The organism is Polaromonas sp. P3_B4 (assembly GCF_056402835.1).
Genome location: NZ_JBFUGQ010000002.1, coordinates 204525 through 218010 on the forward strand (window position 1 = coordinate 204525; position 13486 = coordinate 218010).

Genomic DNA, 13486 nt, shown 5'->3' on the forward strand with positions numbered 1-13486 from the left:
GGCTTGCTGCACGCATGATATGGGCTTCAAGCCGCCATACTTTCAGGATCAGGAGATACACCGATGCAACGCCGCCCTTTACTGCAGATCACCGCCGCCCTGGCCATTTCCCTTGCCGGCGCGTGGGGTGCGGCCCATGCGCAAAATTTCCCGGTCAAACCGATCAAGCTGATCATCGCCTTCCCGGCGGGCGGGCCCACCGACATCACCATGCGTTCGCTGGCCGACAATGCCTCGAAGATTCTGGGCCAGACGGTGATCGTTGAGAACAAGCCCGGCGCGGGCGGCACCCTGCCGGCCCAGCAACTGCAAAGCGCGCAGGCCGACGGCTACACGCTGGCGCAGATTCCGCTGGGCGTGTTCCGCCTTGGCTACACCACCAAGATCAACTGGGACCCGGTCAAGGACATCAGCTACGTGATCAACGTGACCGGCTACGCCTTCGGCATCGTGGTGCCGGCCGACAGCCCTTTCAAGACCTGGGCCGACTTTGTCGCCTATGCGAAGGCCAACCCCGGCAAGCTGACCTACGGCTCGACGGGCACACTCACCAGCCCGCACCTGACGACCGAACTCATCGCGCAAAAAGCGGGCATCACATTGCAGCACGTGCCCTACAAAGGCAGCGCCGACCTGATGCTGGCGCTCGTCAGCGGCCAGCTGATGGCAGGCGCCGACAGCACCGGTTTTGCGCCGCAGGTCGAGGCGGGCAAGCTGCGCGTGCTCAATACCTGGGGCGAGAAGCGGCTCGACAAATTCCCGAACGCACCCACCCTGAAAGAGCTGGGCTATGACATCGTGCAGAACTCGCCCTTCGGGATAGGCGCGCCCAAAGGCACGCCGCCCGAAGTGGTCAAGCGCCTGCACGACGCCTTCAAGAAAGCAATGGAAGAACCCAGCTACGTCGCGGCGCTGGGCCGCTACGACATGCTGCCCAACTACCTGAGCTCGGCCGACTACACCAAGTTTGCGCAAGACACCGTTGGGCGGGAGAAGGTGCTGATCGATAAGTTAGGCCTCGCCAAGCCCAACTAAAAGTAGGCACACCCCTATCGGGATTCACTTCGTGTAATCCCTTTTCCCCTTGCAGGGGACGAGGCTGGCGGCCCGGCGAAGCCGGTTCCGCGGCCTCCTGGGCTTCTTCGGGTCTATTTGCTGACCGGGTTTGCCAAGGCAAACAATTCGTCGGCTAACTGTTCCGCCAACGCGGGCTCGACGCCGGCGCCAAAAATCAAACGGTAGATGATGGGGGCCATCATGTGGTCCAGCACCTGCTGCACGGTGGGTGTGGCGTCGCCGCGGGCCTGGGCGCGTTTGACCAGAACCGTGGCTTCGTTGCGGCGGTTTTTCAGGCAATTGGTTTCTTCTGATCCCGCCAGCGCGGCAGCGGCCTTCAGCAGTGAGGCATTGCCTGGCTTGTTGAGGTGGTTGATCAGTTCCTTGGCCCAGGCCGTGAGTTCGGCTTTCAGGTCGCCCGTCTCAGGCAGGGGGCGGTTCGGGTCCAGCCGCTGCTGGGCGGTTTCGCCGAGCAGGCCGTTCACGTCGCCCCAGCGCCGGTAAATGCTGGAAGCACTCACGCCGGCGCGCTCGGCCACGGCCGGCACGGTGACTTTGTCGCGGCCCTCCTGGGCAATCAGTTCTTCCAGCGCCTTGCGCACCACGATTTGCACCTGGGCGCTGCGTCCGCCGGGGCGTTTGTTCTGGGGCGTTTGGAGGGTGCTCATCAGGGCGAATTCTAGCCTAAAAGCAACGATGTTTGCGTTAATTTTTGAACGGGTATAGAATTTGCAAACGCGAATAAATTAGCTTTAAGAAAGTTGAGCGTTCCCCATGGCTACCCCTGCTGCTCCCGCCGATCCCTCATTGCAACCATCCCGCCCGACGGCGGCCCACTGGCAACTGCCGCCCGCAGCCGCCTTCCCCCTGCTGGCGATCCTGTTGTTCGCGTTCTTCGTGGCGGGCAGTGCGCCGTCGCCGCTGTTCGTCGTCTTCCAGCAGCAGTGGGGCTTTTCCCCTGCGCTGCTGACGGTGGCGTTTGCGATTTACGCGATTGCGCTGCTGGCCTCGCTGCTGGTGGCTGGCTCACTGTCTGACCACATCGGCCGGCGGCCTGTGGTGTTTACCGCCTTGCTGCTGCAGGCCGGCGCGATGCTGACTTTTTTGCTGGCCGGGAGCATCAACGGCATCATTGCTGCGCGCATCGTGCAGGGCATCGCCACCGGAATGGTCGGCGGCGCGCTGACGGCGGCGGTGGTGGAGGCCGCCCCCGCTGCGCAAAAACGCCTGGGCGCGATGATCGGCAGCGTCTCGCCGCTGGCGGGCTTGGCCGTGGGCGCGCTGCTCACCGGTATCGCCGTCAAGTTCACCTTGCACCCGGTGCCGCTGGTGTTTGGCGTGCTGGTCGCCATCTGCGTGGTGGGTGCGGTGGCCACGCTGTTCCTGCCCGAAAGCGTCACGCCGCGCCCCGGCGCGCTGGCTTCGCTGGTGCCGCGCATCTCGGTGCCGGTGCAGGCGCGCGCCGAATTTGTGCGCGGCGTGCCGACAATGCTGGCGGTGTGGTCGCTTGCGGGCCTGTACCTGTCGCTGGTGCCTTCCGTGCTGCAGCAAATCTTTGGCATCCACGACGGCATCGTTAACGGCCTGGCCATTGCGGCCTTCTTCGGCCTGGGCGCTGCTTCGCCGACTTTGTTGAGGCGCTTTTCGCCCGTGCGCATGAGCGCCATCGGCATGAGCTTGCTTGCCGTGGGCGCAGGTCTGGTGGTCCTGTCGCTGGTCACCCGTTCCGTGGCGCTGTTTTTCGCGGGGACGGCGCTGGCCGGTTTCGGCGGCGGCTCGGCTTTCTCCGCGCAGGTGCAGACGCTGGCGCCGATGGCACAGCCGCACCAGCGGGCGGAGTTGTTTTCTGCGCTGTACGCCATCAGCTACCTGGCCTTCAGCGTGCCCGCCATGCTGGCAGGCCGCTTGATCGCACCGTTGGGCCTGCCTGCTACGGTAGAGGGTTATGCCGCGCTGGTTCTGGCGGTAGCGGCTCTCGGCGCCTGGTTGCGCTGGGGCTCAGTGCGCCGCCAATATAGCTAACCCCTGCTGACGCTCACTTCGTGTAGCGTCCCCTCCCCTTCAGGGGACGGTGCCTGCGGCCGGGCAAAGCCCGATCCGCGGCACCCGCTGAGGTAACGCGGGGCAGCCGCGGTTGTTAATCCAGTAAAGCGCGCGCCATTTCGGTGAAACCTGCGCCGCGCTCGCCCTGGGTGACATAGCGCGGCAGGTGCGCCAGCTGCGGCACAAAGCGCGCGATGTTGGCCACACCCACGCTGTTGGCAAAGGTCTTGAACATCAGCTGGTCGTTGGTCGAATCGCCCACATAGACCCATTGATCCATCTCGGCGTCCAGGTCGCGCTGCCAGAGCTGCCGGACTATCCAGCGCGCGCCTTCGAGCTTGTTGTGGTTGCCATACCAGCCGTTGATGTGGATGCTGCTGACGGTGGCGTGCATGCCCTCGCTTTTCATCAGCGCCACCACCGCCGCGATTTGCGCGTCGCTCAGTTGCACAAACTCACTGTGATCGATGGCGATGTCGGTTTCACGGCCCGGCGAGTCGGTGGCGCGGGTGACGCCCGGCATCTCGCGCTCGATGCGCGCCAGCACGGCCTGCATGCGGGCGAAGTTGGCAGCGCGTGTCGCGGAATCCTGTTGGTATATTTTTGATAGCTGATTGCGCAAGACTGGTGCGGCTTGTGGGGCTTTTTTGTCTAAAACCTGCGCCGGCAGCAGCGCCACCGCACCGTTCTCCGCCACGATGGCATCGACCGGCCAGCTTGCCGCGAAGGGCTCACTCCAGCCTACGGGCCGCCCGGTGATGGCTACCACCTTGAGCCCGGCGGCATTCAACGCACCCAAAGCCTCCAGCGCATCGGCGGTGATCGCTCCCTCGGTGGTCAGTGTGTCGTCGATGTCGGTGAAGACGCCGGTGATCTGTGCGCGCTCGGTGAGCGCCCAGGATGTGAGGTCCTTCATCGCTGCTTTCTCAGTATCTCGATGCCCATCAGAACGGCAATGCCTGTGATCAACAAGCCCGCGATCCCCTGGATCCAATCGTTGAACCACAGTTCCCCGGGCTCGAGCACCGCTTCGGAGGCATTTTCGGGATCGTAGCGCACGGCCACCGTGTCGCCTTTCTTGAACGCAGCCTCGAATAGCTCGGACTCTTCCTTCGAAAGGCAGCTGTCCGCCGCGCGCACACGTTGGCCGGTGAAGGTTCGGCCCTGCACCTTGTAGCTATAGGTGGCAAGCTGCTCATAGCAACTGGCTCGCTTGTCGGACGTGGCCTTCACGCTGGACGAAAGTATTTGCGCGCTGCCTGTTTCCCAATCGAGGGTTTGCAAGGCCCGGTATGCCTTTGATGCGAAGCTGGCGCTCATTCCCGCACCCATGATCAGGAACAAGGCACAGTAGACGGGCGCCAGACGGGGGTACATCAGGCCGCCCCGAAGCCTGGATGCCCTACGGAAGAGGGGCGAAAGTGGCGGGCTGCGGACTCTTGCATGGTGAAATTCTCGCATGGTGTGGGCCCCCACGGTCGCTCACTGCGTGTAGCTCCCTGCCCCCTCGAGGGGGCCGCCCGCCTGCGGCCCGGCAAAGCCGAAAAATTGGCACACCCCTATCGGGCTCACTGCGTGTAGCCCTTTTCCCCTTGCAGGGGACTGAGCCTGCGGCCCGGCAAAGCCGGTTCCGCGGCCCATGCGGGTTGAAGCGTTCTTTGGGCGCGATCGGTGATGGCGTATTTCACCAGCGGGGGCCGAGGGTCCGGCTTCGCCGGCCCCAGGCGCCGCCCCCTTGAGGGGGGAGCAGGCTACACGAAGTGAGCCTGAACGGGGGAGTTCGGTATAATCGTGGCTTCCTGAGGAGCGTTGCAAGCCACACCATGTGGACCAGGCTCAGGACTTCATTGCAACCACGCTCACCCGCAAGTGCTCTCTCAAGCCGGGTGAATGACTGAATTCCCCCGCTGTTTCGAAAGCGCCTTGCCCGTGGCGATTTTGCCCAGTTGACGTTTGAATTTGGAGAACCGTATGAGCGCCGTCCTGAAACCTTCCACCGACTACACCATTGCCGATATTTCGCTTGCCGCCTGGGGCCGCAAGGAACTGAACATCGCGCAAACCGAAATGCCTGGCCTGATGGCCATCCGCGAAGAATTCGCGAAGGCGCAGCCGCTGAAGGGCGCGCGCATCACCGGTTCGCTGCACATGACGATCCAGACCGGCGTGCTGATTGAAACCCTGCAAGCCCTGGGCGCTGAAGTGCGCTGGGCTTCGTGCAATATTTTCTCGACACAAGACCACGCCGCCGCCGCGATTGCCGCCGCCGGCACGCCGGTGTTCGCCATCAAAGGCGAGACCCTGGCCGACTACTGGGACTACACCCACAAGATCTTCGAATTCAGCGGCGCCAAGGGCACGCCTGAAGAAGGTCCCAACATGATCCTGGACGACGGCGGCGACGCGACGCTGCTGATGCACCTGGGCACCAAGGCCGAAAAAGACGCGAGCCTCATTTCCAAGCCCGGCAGCGAAGAAGAAATCTGCCTGTTCAATTCGATCAAGGCCAAGCTGGCGCAAGACCCGACCTGGTACAGCCGCCGCCTGAAAAACATCATCGGCGTGACTGAAGAAACCACCACCGGCGTGTTGCGTTTGAATGAAATGTCGGCCAAGGGCACGCTGGCCTTGCGCGCCATCAACGTGAACGATTCCGTCACCAAGAGCAAGTTCGACAACCTGTACGGCTGCCGCGAATCCCTGGTTGACGCGATCAAGCGCGCCACCGACGTGATGGTCGCCGGCAAGGTCGCACTCGTGGCCGGTTACGGCGACGTGGGCAAGGGCTCCGCACAAGCCTTGCGCGCACTGAGCGCCCAGGTGTGGGTGACCGAGATCGACCCCATCAACGCCCTGCAGGCCGCGATGGAAGGTTACAAGGTCGTGACCATGGAATACGCTGCCGACAAGGCTGACATTTTTGTGTCCGCCACCGGCAACAAGAACGTCATCACTTATGAGCACATGGCGAAGATGAAAGACCAGGCCATCGTCTGCAACATCGGCCATTTCGACAACGAGATCGACGTCGCATCGCTCGAAAAATGCACCTGGGAAGAGATCAAGCCGCAAGTCGACCACGTGATCTTCCCGGACGGCAAGCGCATCATCCTGCTGGCCAAGGGCCGCCTCGTGAACCTCGGTTGCGGCACGGGCCACCCCAGCTTCGTGATGTCTTCGAGCTTTGCGAACCAGACGATCGCCCAGATCGAGCTCTTCACCAAGAAAGATGCGTACGAAGTGGGCAAGGTTTATGTGTTGCCCAAGCATCTTGACGAAAAGGTTGCCCGTTTGCACCTGAAGAAGGTTGGCGCTGTGCTGACTGAACTGAGCGACGAGCAGGCTGCGTACATCGGTGTCAGCAAAGCAGGCCCGTACAAAGCCAACACCTACCGCTACTGATCCCGCGCTACTGCGCGGCCGTGATGCGTCGTTGCGGGTCCCTCCATGAATCCTCACGTACCTCCAGTACGCTCCGGTTCATGGGTCCTCCCGCGCCTAGCCTGACGGCCGCTCGCGACGCGCTGAGCCCTTTTTTTCTGGAACTACATGCGCGCTGACCTATTCCTCGTCGAACACGGCCATGCCGCCACCCGCTCCCAGGCCCAGCGCCTGATTGCGTCGGGTGTGCAGTGGCGTCCTGAAAGCGACGCTGCCTGGAAGAAGGTCGCCAAGAACGGCGACGAGATTCCGCCCGGCGCTGAACTGCAGTTGCTGGACACCACCGAAGCCAAGTACATCTCGCGCGGTGGGCTCAAGCTCGAAGGCGCGCTGAAAGCTACCGGCCTGAAGGTGGATGGCTTGCGCTGCCTTGACGTGGGCCAGTCCACCGGCGGCTTTACCGACTGCCTGCTGCAGCACGGCGCCATGCAGGTGGTGGGCGTCGATGTGGGCCATGGCCAGCTGCACGCCAGCCTGCGTGAAGACCCGCGTGTGGTTTGCGTCGAGGGTCTGAATGCCCGTTCCATGACCGCCGCCGACCTGGTGGCCGGCCATGCAGGCGACAGCGGCGACATGGATTTTCCGGATGACTTCGATGGCGATGGGGATGACGCCGACCTGGATGAAGCGAGCCTGGCCGCAGAAGCCAACTTCGACTTCCTGACGGGTGATTTGTCCTTCATCTCGCTCACGCTGGTGTTGCCCGCCGTGGTTCGCCTGCTCAAGCCCGGCGGCGACCTGCTCATGCTGGTCAAGCCGCAGTTTGAATTGCAGCCCGGCCAGATCGGCAAGGGCGGCATCGTGCGTGACCCGGCGCATTTCGAGTTTGTCGAAAAGCGCTTGCGCGATGCCTGCGCAGCGCTGGGGCTGGAAGTGAAAGCCTGGCTGGCGTCGCCGATTGAAGGCGGCGACGGCAACCGCGAATTTTTTATCCAGGCTGTCAAGGGCCAGGACGTGGCGGGCGAAGACCAGCCACTGCCGGCCGCACCGCAGCGCAAGATTGCCAAGCGCGTGCCACGCAGCGAAATGCGCGCCTCCCGCGCGCCGCACGAAGACTCCGAACTTGCGCATGCCGGCCAGCCTGGCCCTGCGCGTGGCAAGCGGCGTGACAGCAAAACCGACACGACAAATAACGACGAGTGAGATCCGTGATGAGCCTGAATCTTCCCCTCAGTTTTGAATTCTTCCCGCCCAAGACACCTGAAGGCGCCGAGAAGCTGCGTGTGGCGCGCCAGGCGCTCTATGCGCACAAGCCCGAGTTTTGCTCGGTGACGTTTGGCGCGGGTGGTTCCACGCAAGACGGCACTTTCGGCACGGTGAACGAAATCCTGGCCGAAGGCGTGGCGGCGGCCTGCCATTTCTCGTGCGTGGGCGCCACCAAGGCCACGGTGCGCCAGCAGCTCACCACCTTGCAAATCATGGGTGTGAAACGCCTGGTCGCCCTGCGCGGTGACCTGCCCAGCGGCTACGGCGCGGGCGGTGAGTTCCACTACGCCAGCGACCTGGTGGCCTTCATCCGCGCTGAAACCGGCGACACTTTCCACATCGAAGTGGCCGCTTACCCGGAAATCCATCCCCAGGCCAGATCGGCCGATGCCGACTTGCAGGCCTTTGTGCAAAAGGTCAAGGCCGGCGCCAACTCGGCCATCACACAGTATTTTTTCAACGCCGACGCCTACTACCGTTTTGTCGACGACGCGCAGGCTCTGGGTGTGGACGTGCCCATCGTGCCCGGCATCATGCCCATCACCAGCTCTACGCAACTCATGCGCTTTTCCGATGCCTGCGGCGCCGAGATTCCGCGCTGGATCCGCCTGCGCCTGCAGGGCTTTGGCGACGACACCGCGTCCATCAAGAGCTTCGGCCTGGACGTAATCACCGGCCTGTGCGAGCAGCTCTACGCCGCAGGCGTGCCCGGCATTCATTTCTACACGATGAACCAGGCCGCAGCGACGACCGAAATCATCGGGCGACTGCAGCGCGCCTGAAGCTACACGCCATGCAGCAGGGTGCACGCCGGTCTGCCGTCACCCTCAGTGCTGCGGTGCTGCTGGCCTTGCTGGCCGCATGCACCACGCCGCCACCCAACAAGCCATCCACCGTGCCGGGTGCTGCTGCACCGGCGCCGCGTCCTTCACGTCCCGCCACCGATGCATCACCCGCGACCGGTGAGATAGCCGACGAGGTGCCGCCTTCTGCCGCTGCACCCAGGCCGTCGCTGCTGGCCGGCGAAGTGCCCCGCGAATTCCAGCGCGGCCAGGCTTCCTGGTACGGCCCGCGTTTTAACGGCCGGCGCACCGCCAGCGGAGAACGCTTTGACATGCAGGAGTTCACCGCTGCGCACCGCACGCTGCCTTTTGGCACCATGGTGCGTGTGCACAGCCTGGTCAACGGCCGTGATGTGGACGTCCGCATCACCGACCGCGGACCCTACAGCGGCAACCGCATCATCGACCTGAGCCGCGCCGCGGCGGAAGAGCTCGGCATGTTGGGCATGGGGCTGAAGGAAGTTGTGCTGCTGGTGCCGGAGTCCACACCGGAGGTCGCGACGACACCCGCGCCTGCGGTCCGGAAGCGCCCGCCTGCAAGGCGGCGCCCAGCGGCGCCGCGTACGCCGCGCTGAATCGCCCCGCTGACGAGGCGCGCTCGCTCAATTCACAAAAGTCACGTCGTCCCTGGCCTGCGGCGGGATCTTGATGGCCAGCGCCTTGACGGGCCCGCTGGTCACCAGCGTGCCGCCGTGTGCCGTGCCTTTGGGAATGATGATCAGCGTGCCCGGCTTGAATTCCTTGCGCTCGCCGCCCAGCCACATGGCACCGCTGCCTTCGATGATGTACTGGATCTCGTCGGTTTTCGGGTGAATGTGTTTGGCCACATTGCCGGACTGAATGCCGATGGTGGCGTTGTCGGTGATGACCAGCCCTTTCGCATTCATTTCAGGGTTTGGGGTGCCGGGAATGTCGCCGTGCTTGAGCGCCGCAAGGTCAATCATCGCCGGCGCCAGGGGCACGGCCTGCGCGTGCGCATCGGGCAGGGCGTGCTGGGCCAGCGGCGACAGCGCAATCCCGGCCACAAAGGCAACGGTGACGGAAAAGCCGAGGACGGTGGTGGTGTGGCGCATGGAATCCTTTTTGTGGGGTGTTGTGTATGGGCGGGCCAGTATGCCCATGTTGCGACGGGCTTGCCAATAGCGGTGACCCGACCCGGCAACCGGTCGTTTCGTTTCAGCGCAAATCCCGCTGCCACAGCTTGGGTTGTATGTTGGTAGTGCTATATATTTGATAGCTTATTGCGCTTGTCTGGATTGGCCTGAAGGCTGTTTTCATGCTGAAAATAGCCTTGAAACCGGCGAAAAACAGCTTTAGCTCGCACATGAACGTTTGCGGGGCCGCTTTTGACGCTGTTTTGGGGCTTTTTTACGCATGAGATTGGCCTCTAGCCCAATAGATACAAACGCAAGCAGCTACGAATTCGATAGCAACCTGCCAGCACAAACTGGTGTCGGGTCAGGTCAGCGTTCGACGGCTACACCCGATTTCACCCGGCTGCACACAGGGTCAATCCAGCCGCCAGCGCAAACTGCTTCAATTTATTAGAATTTCAGTAATTCCTGAAAATTCAATAACCCAAAGAGGCCCTGCGCCATGAACCTTGCTCCCCTGACCCAGCGATTTGTCCTCCATTTCGGTGAAATGGGCAGCCGTTGGGGCATTAACCGGACCGTGGGGCAGATTTATGCCTTGCTGTACGTCTCGCCACGGGCCCTGAATGCCGACGAAATCGGCGAGGCGCTGGCGTTTTCGCGCTCCAACGTCAGCATGGGGCTGAAGGAATTGCAGTCGTGGAACCTGGTGCGGCTGCAGCACCTGCCGAACGACAGGCGCGAGTATTTCAGTGCGCCGGAAGACGTCTGGGCCATCTTCCGCACACTGGCCGAGGAACGCCGCAAGCGCGAGATTGACCCGACGCTTTCCATGCTGCGCGATGCGCTGATGGAACACCCGGCCAACCAGGACGACATTCACGCCCAGGCGCGCATGAAGCAGATGCACGATTTGATCGAGCTGATGACAGGCTGGCTGGCCGATGTGCAGAAGATGGACTCGGCCACGCTGATGAGCCTGATGAAGATGGGCGCCAAGGTGCAGAAGCTGCTGGAGGTCAAAGACAAGGTCGCCAGCAGCATGAAGGCCGGTTTGACAGGCCGCACCGCATCCAGCAAAGTGGCGGCGAAGCCTTCCGGCGAGCTTCCCGGCCCAGCAGCACCCGCTGCCAACCTTCCCGACGAAAACAGGAGTTGATGATGGACGGTTTAGACGCATTCCTGTTGGCCCGCATCCAGTTCGCGGCCAACATCACCTTCCACATCCTGTTTCCCACCATCAGCATTTCGCTGGGCTGGGTGCTGCTGTACTTCAAGCTGCGCTTCGTGAAAACCAAAGCGCAATACTGGATGGACGCCTACCAGTTCTGGGTGAAAATTTTCGCGCTGACCTTTGCCCTCGGTGTGGTCAGCGGCATCACCATGAGCTTCCAGTTCGGCACCAACTGGCCGGGCTACATGCAGAAAGTGGGCAACATCGCCGGGCCGCTGCTGGCCTACGAAGTGCTGACGGCCTTCTTTCTGGAGGCCACCATGCTGGGCGTGATGCTGTTTGCGCGTGAACGCGTGAGCGAAACCATGCACACCATCGCCACGCTGCTGGTGGCGGGCGGCACCACGCTGTCGGCTTTCTGGATATTGGCGCTCAACTCCTGGATGCAGACGCCGGCGGGTTTTGAAATGATCAACGGCCAGGCGCATGTGACGAGCTGGTTCGAGGTGATCTTCAACCCGTCCTTTCCTTACCGCCTCACGCACATGCTGCTGGCGTCGGGGCTGACGGTGGCATTTCTGGTGGCGGGTGTTTCGGCCTACCGCTGGCTGCGCAACGATCGCGGGGCAGAAGTCATGGCCGGCCTGAAGACGGGCATCTACATGGCTGCGATGCTGATTCCGCTGCAGATCGTCGCGGGCGATCAGCACGGCCTGAACACGATGGAACACCAGCCGGCCAAGCTGGCCGCCATGGAAGGCATCTGGAAGACCGAAAAAGGCGTGCCCGCGATTCTGTTCGCATTGCCGGACGAAAAGGCCAAGGCCAACCACTACGAAATCGCAATTCCCAAGCTGGCCTCGCTCTACCTCACGCACAGCCTGGACGGCGAGGTCAAGGGCTTGAACGAGTTCGAGGGAAAACATCCGCCGGTTGCGCCGGTGTTCTGGGCGTTTCGCATCATGGTAGGCGTGGGCATGCTGATGTTGGCCGTGAGCTGGGCCAGTGTGTTGCAACTGGCCCCATGGAAGAAGGACCCGGCGCGCACGCTCACGGTGTGGCATGCCCGCGTGCTGGTCGCCATGACATTCGCCGGCTGGATTGCGCTCATCGCCGGCTGGTATGTGACCGAAATCGGCCGGCAGCCCTGGCTGGTGACGGGTGTGCTGACGGCGGCTGAGGCGGCTTCAAAAGTGCCGGCGCCGCGCATCGCGTTGACGTTGACGCTCTACCTCGCGCTGTATGCGGTGCTGCTGGTGTCTTATGTGTCGGTGGTCTTCTACCTCGCGCGGCACAGGAAACATGCGGACAAACCGTTCGGCGATGACAGCACCGCCGGTGCGACCGAGAAGGACCTCAACGTTGTGAACTACCCCGAAAAAGAAGGAGCTCCCCATGCTTGACCTTGCCCCTGACCTGACGCAAGCCGCCGGCTGGATGCCCATTGTTTTCCTGGTGGTGATGGGCCTGGCCATGCTGGCCTATGTGATTCTTGACGGCTACGACCTGGGCGTGGGCGTGTTGATGCGCACCGCCGGCGATGATGACAAGGACACCATGATCGCCAGCATCGGCCCCTTCTGGGATGCCAACGAAACCTGGCTGGTGCTGGGCGTAGGCATCTTGCTCACGGTGTTTCCGTTGGCGCATGGCGTCATCCTGGGTGCGCTGTATTTGCCTGTGGCGTTCATGCTCATCGGCCTCACGCTGCGCGGTGTGGCCTTTGACTTCCGCGTGAAGGCGCGCGCCAGCCACAAGCCCTTGTGGAACCGCATGTTCTACACCGGTTCGCTGCTCGCAAGCTGGTCGCAGGGCTACATGCTGGGTTCGCTGATCACCGGTTTTGCGGCGACCTGGTGGACGATTGTGTTCAACGCCGTCATCGGCGCGGCGCTGGTCGCGGCGTATTGCCTGCTCGGCGCCGGCTGGCTCATCATCAAATCCGAAGGCGAATTGCAACTGCAAGCCGTGCGCTGGGCCAGGCGCAGCCTCCTGTTCACCGTGATCGGTATCGGCGCCATCTCGGTGGCCACACCGCTGGTGAGCCAGAGCATTTTCGACAAATGGTTTTCGTTTCCGAACATCGTGCTGCTGCTGCCAATCCCGGCGGCCACGGCGGTGCTGTTTGGCGTGATTTTCCGCAGCCTGCAGCGCCTGCCGGTGCGCCTGGCACAAGGCAATGAATACGGCGCATGGGTACCTTTTGGTGCGACGGTGGGCGTGTTTTTGCTGGCCTTCTACGGCCTGGCTTACAGCCTCTTCCCGTGGCTGGTGATCGACAAGCTGACGATCTGGCAGTCGGCCAGCGCGCCCGAGGCCATGGGCGTGATCCTGGCCGGCGCAGCGGTGGTGCTACCGATGATCATCGGCTACACCGTGTTCGCTTACCGTGTGTTCTGGGGCAAGAGCACTGCATTGAAGTATTAGCCCCACGGTCGCTCACTGCGTGTAGCTCCCTGCCCCCAAGGGGCCGCTGCGCCTGCGGCCCGGCAAAGCCGGTTCCGCGGCCCTGCTTGGTTGAAGAGTTCTATGGGCGCTACCAGCGGGGGTATTCACCAGTGGGGGCCGAGGGTCCGGCTTTGCCGGCCCCAGGCGCCGCCCCCTGAAAGGGGGGAACGGGCTACACGAAG

At 62.9% G+C, this 13486-nt stretch carries 13 protein-coding genes and 1 riboswitch; of the genes, 9 read left to right on the forward strand and 4 right to left on the reverse strand.

Annotated features, from left to right (window positions below; translation table 11 throughout):
• Window positions 1–63: 63 nt before the first annotated feature.
• Complete coding sequence (locus tag AC1DVV_RS17815) at window positions 64–1035, forward strand: Bug family tripartite tricarboxylate transporter substrate binding protein (RefSeq protein ID WP_457282881.1); 972 nt, start codon at window positions 64–66, stop codon at window positions 1033–1035.
• Window positions 1036–1148: 113 nt separating this feature from the next.
• On the opposite strand, the gene AC1DVV_RS17820 is transcribed toward AC1DVV_RS17815, so the two are convergent.
• On the reverse strand, window positions 1149–1724 hold the full coding sequence (locus AC1DVV_RS17820) for a TetR/AcrR family transcriptional regulator (protein ID WP_477702219.1): 576 nt from the start codon (window positions 1722–1724) through the stop codon (window positions 1149–1151).
• Between the two features lie 106 nt (window positions 1725–1830).
• On the opposite strand from AC1DVV_RS17820, the gene AC1DVV_RS17825 reads away from it, so the two are divergent.
• Entirely contained in the window at window positions 1831–3078 is a 1248-nt protein-coding gene (locus AC1DVV_RS17825) for an MFS transporter (RefSeq protein WP_477702220.1), read from the forward strand.
• Between the two features lie 115 nt (window positions 3079–3193).
• Here the strand turns inward: AC1DVV_RS17825 and AC1DVV_RS17830 are convergent, their stop codons facing one another.
• The gene (locus tag AC1DVV_RS17830) at window positions 3194–4015 is read right to left on the reverse strand and encodes an HAD-IIB family hydrolase (protein WP_477702221.1); all 822 of its coding nucleotides are present in this window, start codon (window positions 4013–4015) and stop codon (window positions 3194–3196) included.
• Window positions 4012–4443 carry a DUF3592 domain-containing protein gene (locus AC1DVV_RS17835; RefSeq protein ID WP_457306586.1) on the reverse strand — a complete coding sequence of 144 codons (432 nt, stop codon included), beginning with the start codon at window positions 4441–4443 and terminating at the stop codon, window positions 4012–4014. The genes AC1DVV_RS17830 and AC1DVV_RS17835 overlap by 4 nt, the downstream gene beginning before the upstream one ends.
• Window positions 4444–4894: 451 nt before the next feature.
• Window positions 4895–4967: riboswitch (S-adenosyl-L-homocysteine riboswitch) on the forward strand.
• Window positions 4968–5070: 103 nt separating this feature from the next.
• On the opposite strand from AC1DVV_RS17835, the gene ahcY reads away from it, so the two are divergent.
• From ahcY to AC1DVV_RS17855, 4 genes are all read left to right on the forward strand, one after another.
• Entirely contained in the window at window positions 5071–6501 is a 1431-nt protein-coding gene (ahcY, locus tag AC1DVV_RS17840) for an adenosylhomocysteinase (RefSeq protein ID WP_457282886.1), read from the forward strand.
• A 147-nt stretch (window positions 6502–6648) separates the two neighbouring features.
• Entirely contained in the window at window positions 6649–7683 is a 1035-nt protein-coding gene (locus tag AC1DVV_RS17845; protein ID WP_477702223.1) for a TlyA family RNA methyltransferase, read from the forward strand.
• A gap of 8 nt (window positions 7684–7691) precedes the next feature.
• Window positions 7692–8528, forward strand: a complete 837-nt coding sequence (gene metF / locus AC1DVV_RS17850; RefSeq protein ID WP_457282888.1) for a methylenetetrahydrofolate reductase [NAD(P)H] — start codon at window positions 7692–7694, stop codon at window positions 8526–8528.
• An 11-nt stretch (window positions 8529–8539) separates the two neighbouring features.
• Window positions 8540–9163, forward strand: a complete 624-nt coding sequence (locus tag AC1DVV_RS17855; RefSeq protein ID WP_477689865.1) for a septal ring lytic transglycosylase RlpA family protein — start codon at window positions 8540–8542, stop codon at window positions 9161–9163.
• Between the two features lie 27 nt (window positions 9164–9190).
• Here the strand turns inward: AC1DVV_RS17855 and AC1DVV_RS17860 are convergent, their stop codons facing one another.
• The gene (locus AC1DVV_RS17860) at window positions 9191–9661 is read right to left on the reverse strand and encodes a cupin domain-containing protein (RefSeq protein WP_457282890.1); all 471 of its coding nucleotides are present in this window, start codon (window positions 9659–9661) and stop codon (window positions 9191–9193) included.
• Window positions 9662–10184: 523 nt separating this feature from the next.
• Here AC1DVV_RS17860 and AC1DVV_RS17865 point away from each other — a divergent pair.
• The 3 genes from AC1DVV_RS17865 to AC1DVV_RS17875 are packed head-to-tail and all read left to right on the forward strand — an operon-like array spanning window position 10185 to window position 13283.
• On the forward strand, window positions 10185–10841 hold the full coding sequence (locus AC1DVV_RS17865; protein ID WP_477651344.1) for a GbsR/MarR family transcriptional regulator: 657 nt from the start codon (window positions 10185–10187) through the stop codon (window positions 10839–10841).
• A gap of 2 nt (window positions 10842–10843) precedes the next feature.
• Window positions 10844–12259 (forward strand): cytochrome ubiquinol oxidase subunit I, encoded by a 1416-nt coding sequence (locus AC1DVV_RS17870; RefSeq protein WP_457282892.1) that lies wholly within the window; start codon window positions 10844–10846, stop codon window positions 12257–12259.
• On the forward strand, window positions 12252–13283 hold the full coding sequence (locus tag AC1DVV_RS17875) for a cytochrome d ubiquinol oxidase subunit II (protein ID WP_457282893.1): 1032 nt from the start codon (window positions 12252–12254) through the stop codon (window positions 13281–13283). The genes AC1DVV_RS17870 and AC1DVV_RS17875 overlap by 8 nt, the downstream gene beginning before the upstream one ends.
• The last annotated feature ends 203 nt before the right edge of the window (window positions 13284–13486 follow it).

Coding starts and splice junctions, on each gene's coding strand:
- AC1DVV_RS17815 (WP_457282881.1), top strand. CDS start 64: ATGCAACGCCGCCCTTTACTGCAGATCACCGCCGCCCTGGCCATTTCC.
- AC1DVV_RS17820 (WP_477702219.1), bottom strand. CDS start 1,724: ATGAGCACCCTCCAAACGCCCCAGAACAAACGCCCCGGCGGACGCAGC.
- AC1DVV_RS17825 (WP_477702220.1), top strand. CDS start 1,831: ATGGCTACCCCTGCTGCTCCCGCCGATCCCTCATTGCAACCATCCCGC.
- AC1DVV_RS17830 (WP_477702221.1), bottom strand. CDS start 4,015: ATGAAGGACCTCACATCCTGGGCGCTCACCGAGCGCGCACAGATCACC.
- ahcY (WP_457282886.1), top strand. CDS start 5,071: ATGAGCGCCGTCCTGAAACCTTCCACCGACTACACCATTGCCGATATT.
- AC1DVV_RS17845 (WP_477702223.1), top strand. CDS start 6,649: ATGCGCGCTGACCTATTCCTCGTCGAACACGGCCATGCCGCCACCCGC.
- metF (WP_457282888.1), top strand. CDS start 7,692: ATGAGCCTGAATCTTCCCCTCAGTTTTGAATTCTTCCCGCCCAAGACA.
- AC1DVV_RS17855 (WP_477689865.1), top strand. CDS start 8,540: ATGCAGCAGGGTGCACGCCGGTCTGCCGTCACCCTCAGTGCTGCGGTG.
- AC1DVV_RS17860 (WP_457282890.1), bottom strand. CDS start 9,661: ATGCGCCACACCACCACCGTCCTCGGCTTTTCCGTCACCGTTGCCTTT.
- AC1DVV_RS17865 (WP_477651344.1), top strand. CDS start 10,185: ATGAACCTTGCTCCCCTGACCCAGCGATTTGTCCTCCATTTCGGTGAA.
- AC1DVV_RS17870 (WP_457282892.1), top strand. CDS start 10,844: ATGGACGGTTTAGACGCATTCCTGTTGGCCCGCATCCAGTTCGCGGCC.
- AC1DVV_RS17875 (WP_457282893.1), top strand. CDS start 12,252: ATGCTTGACCTTGCCCCTGACCTGACGCAAGCCGCCGGCTGGATGCCC.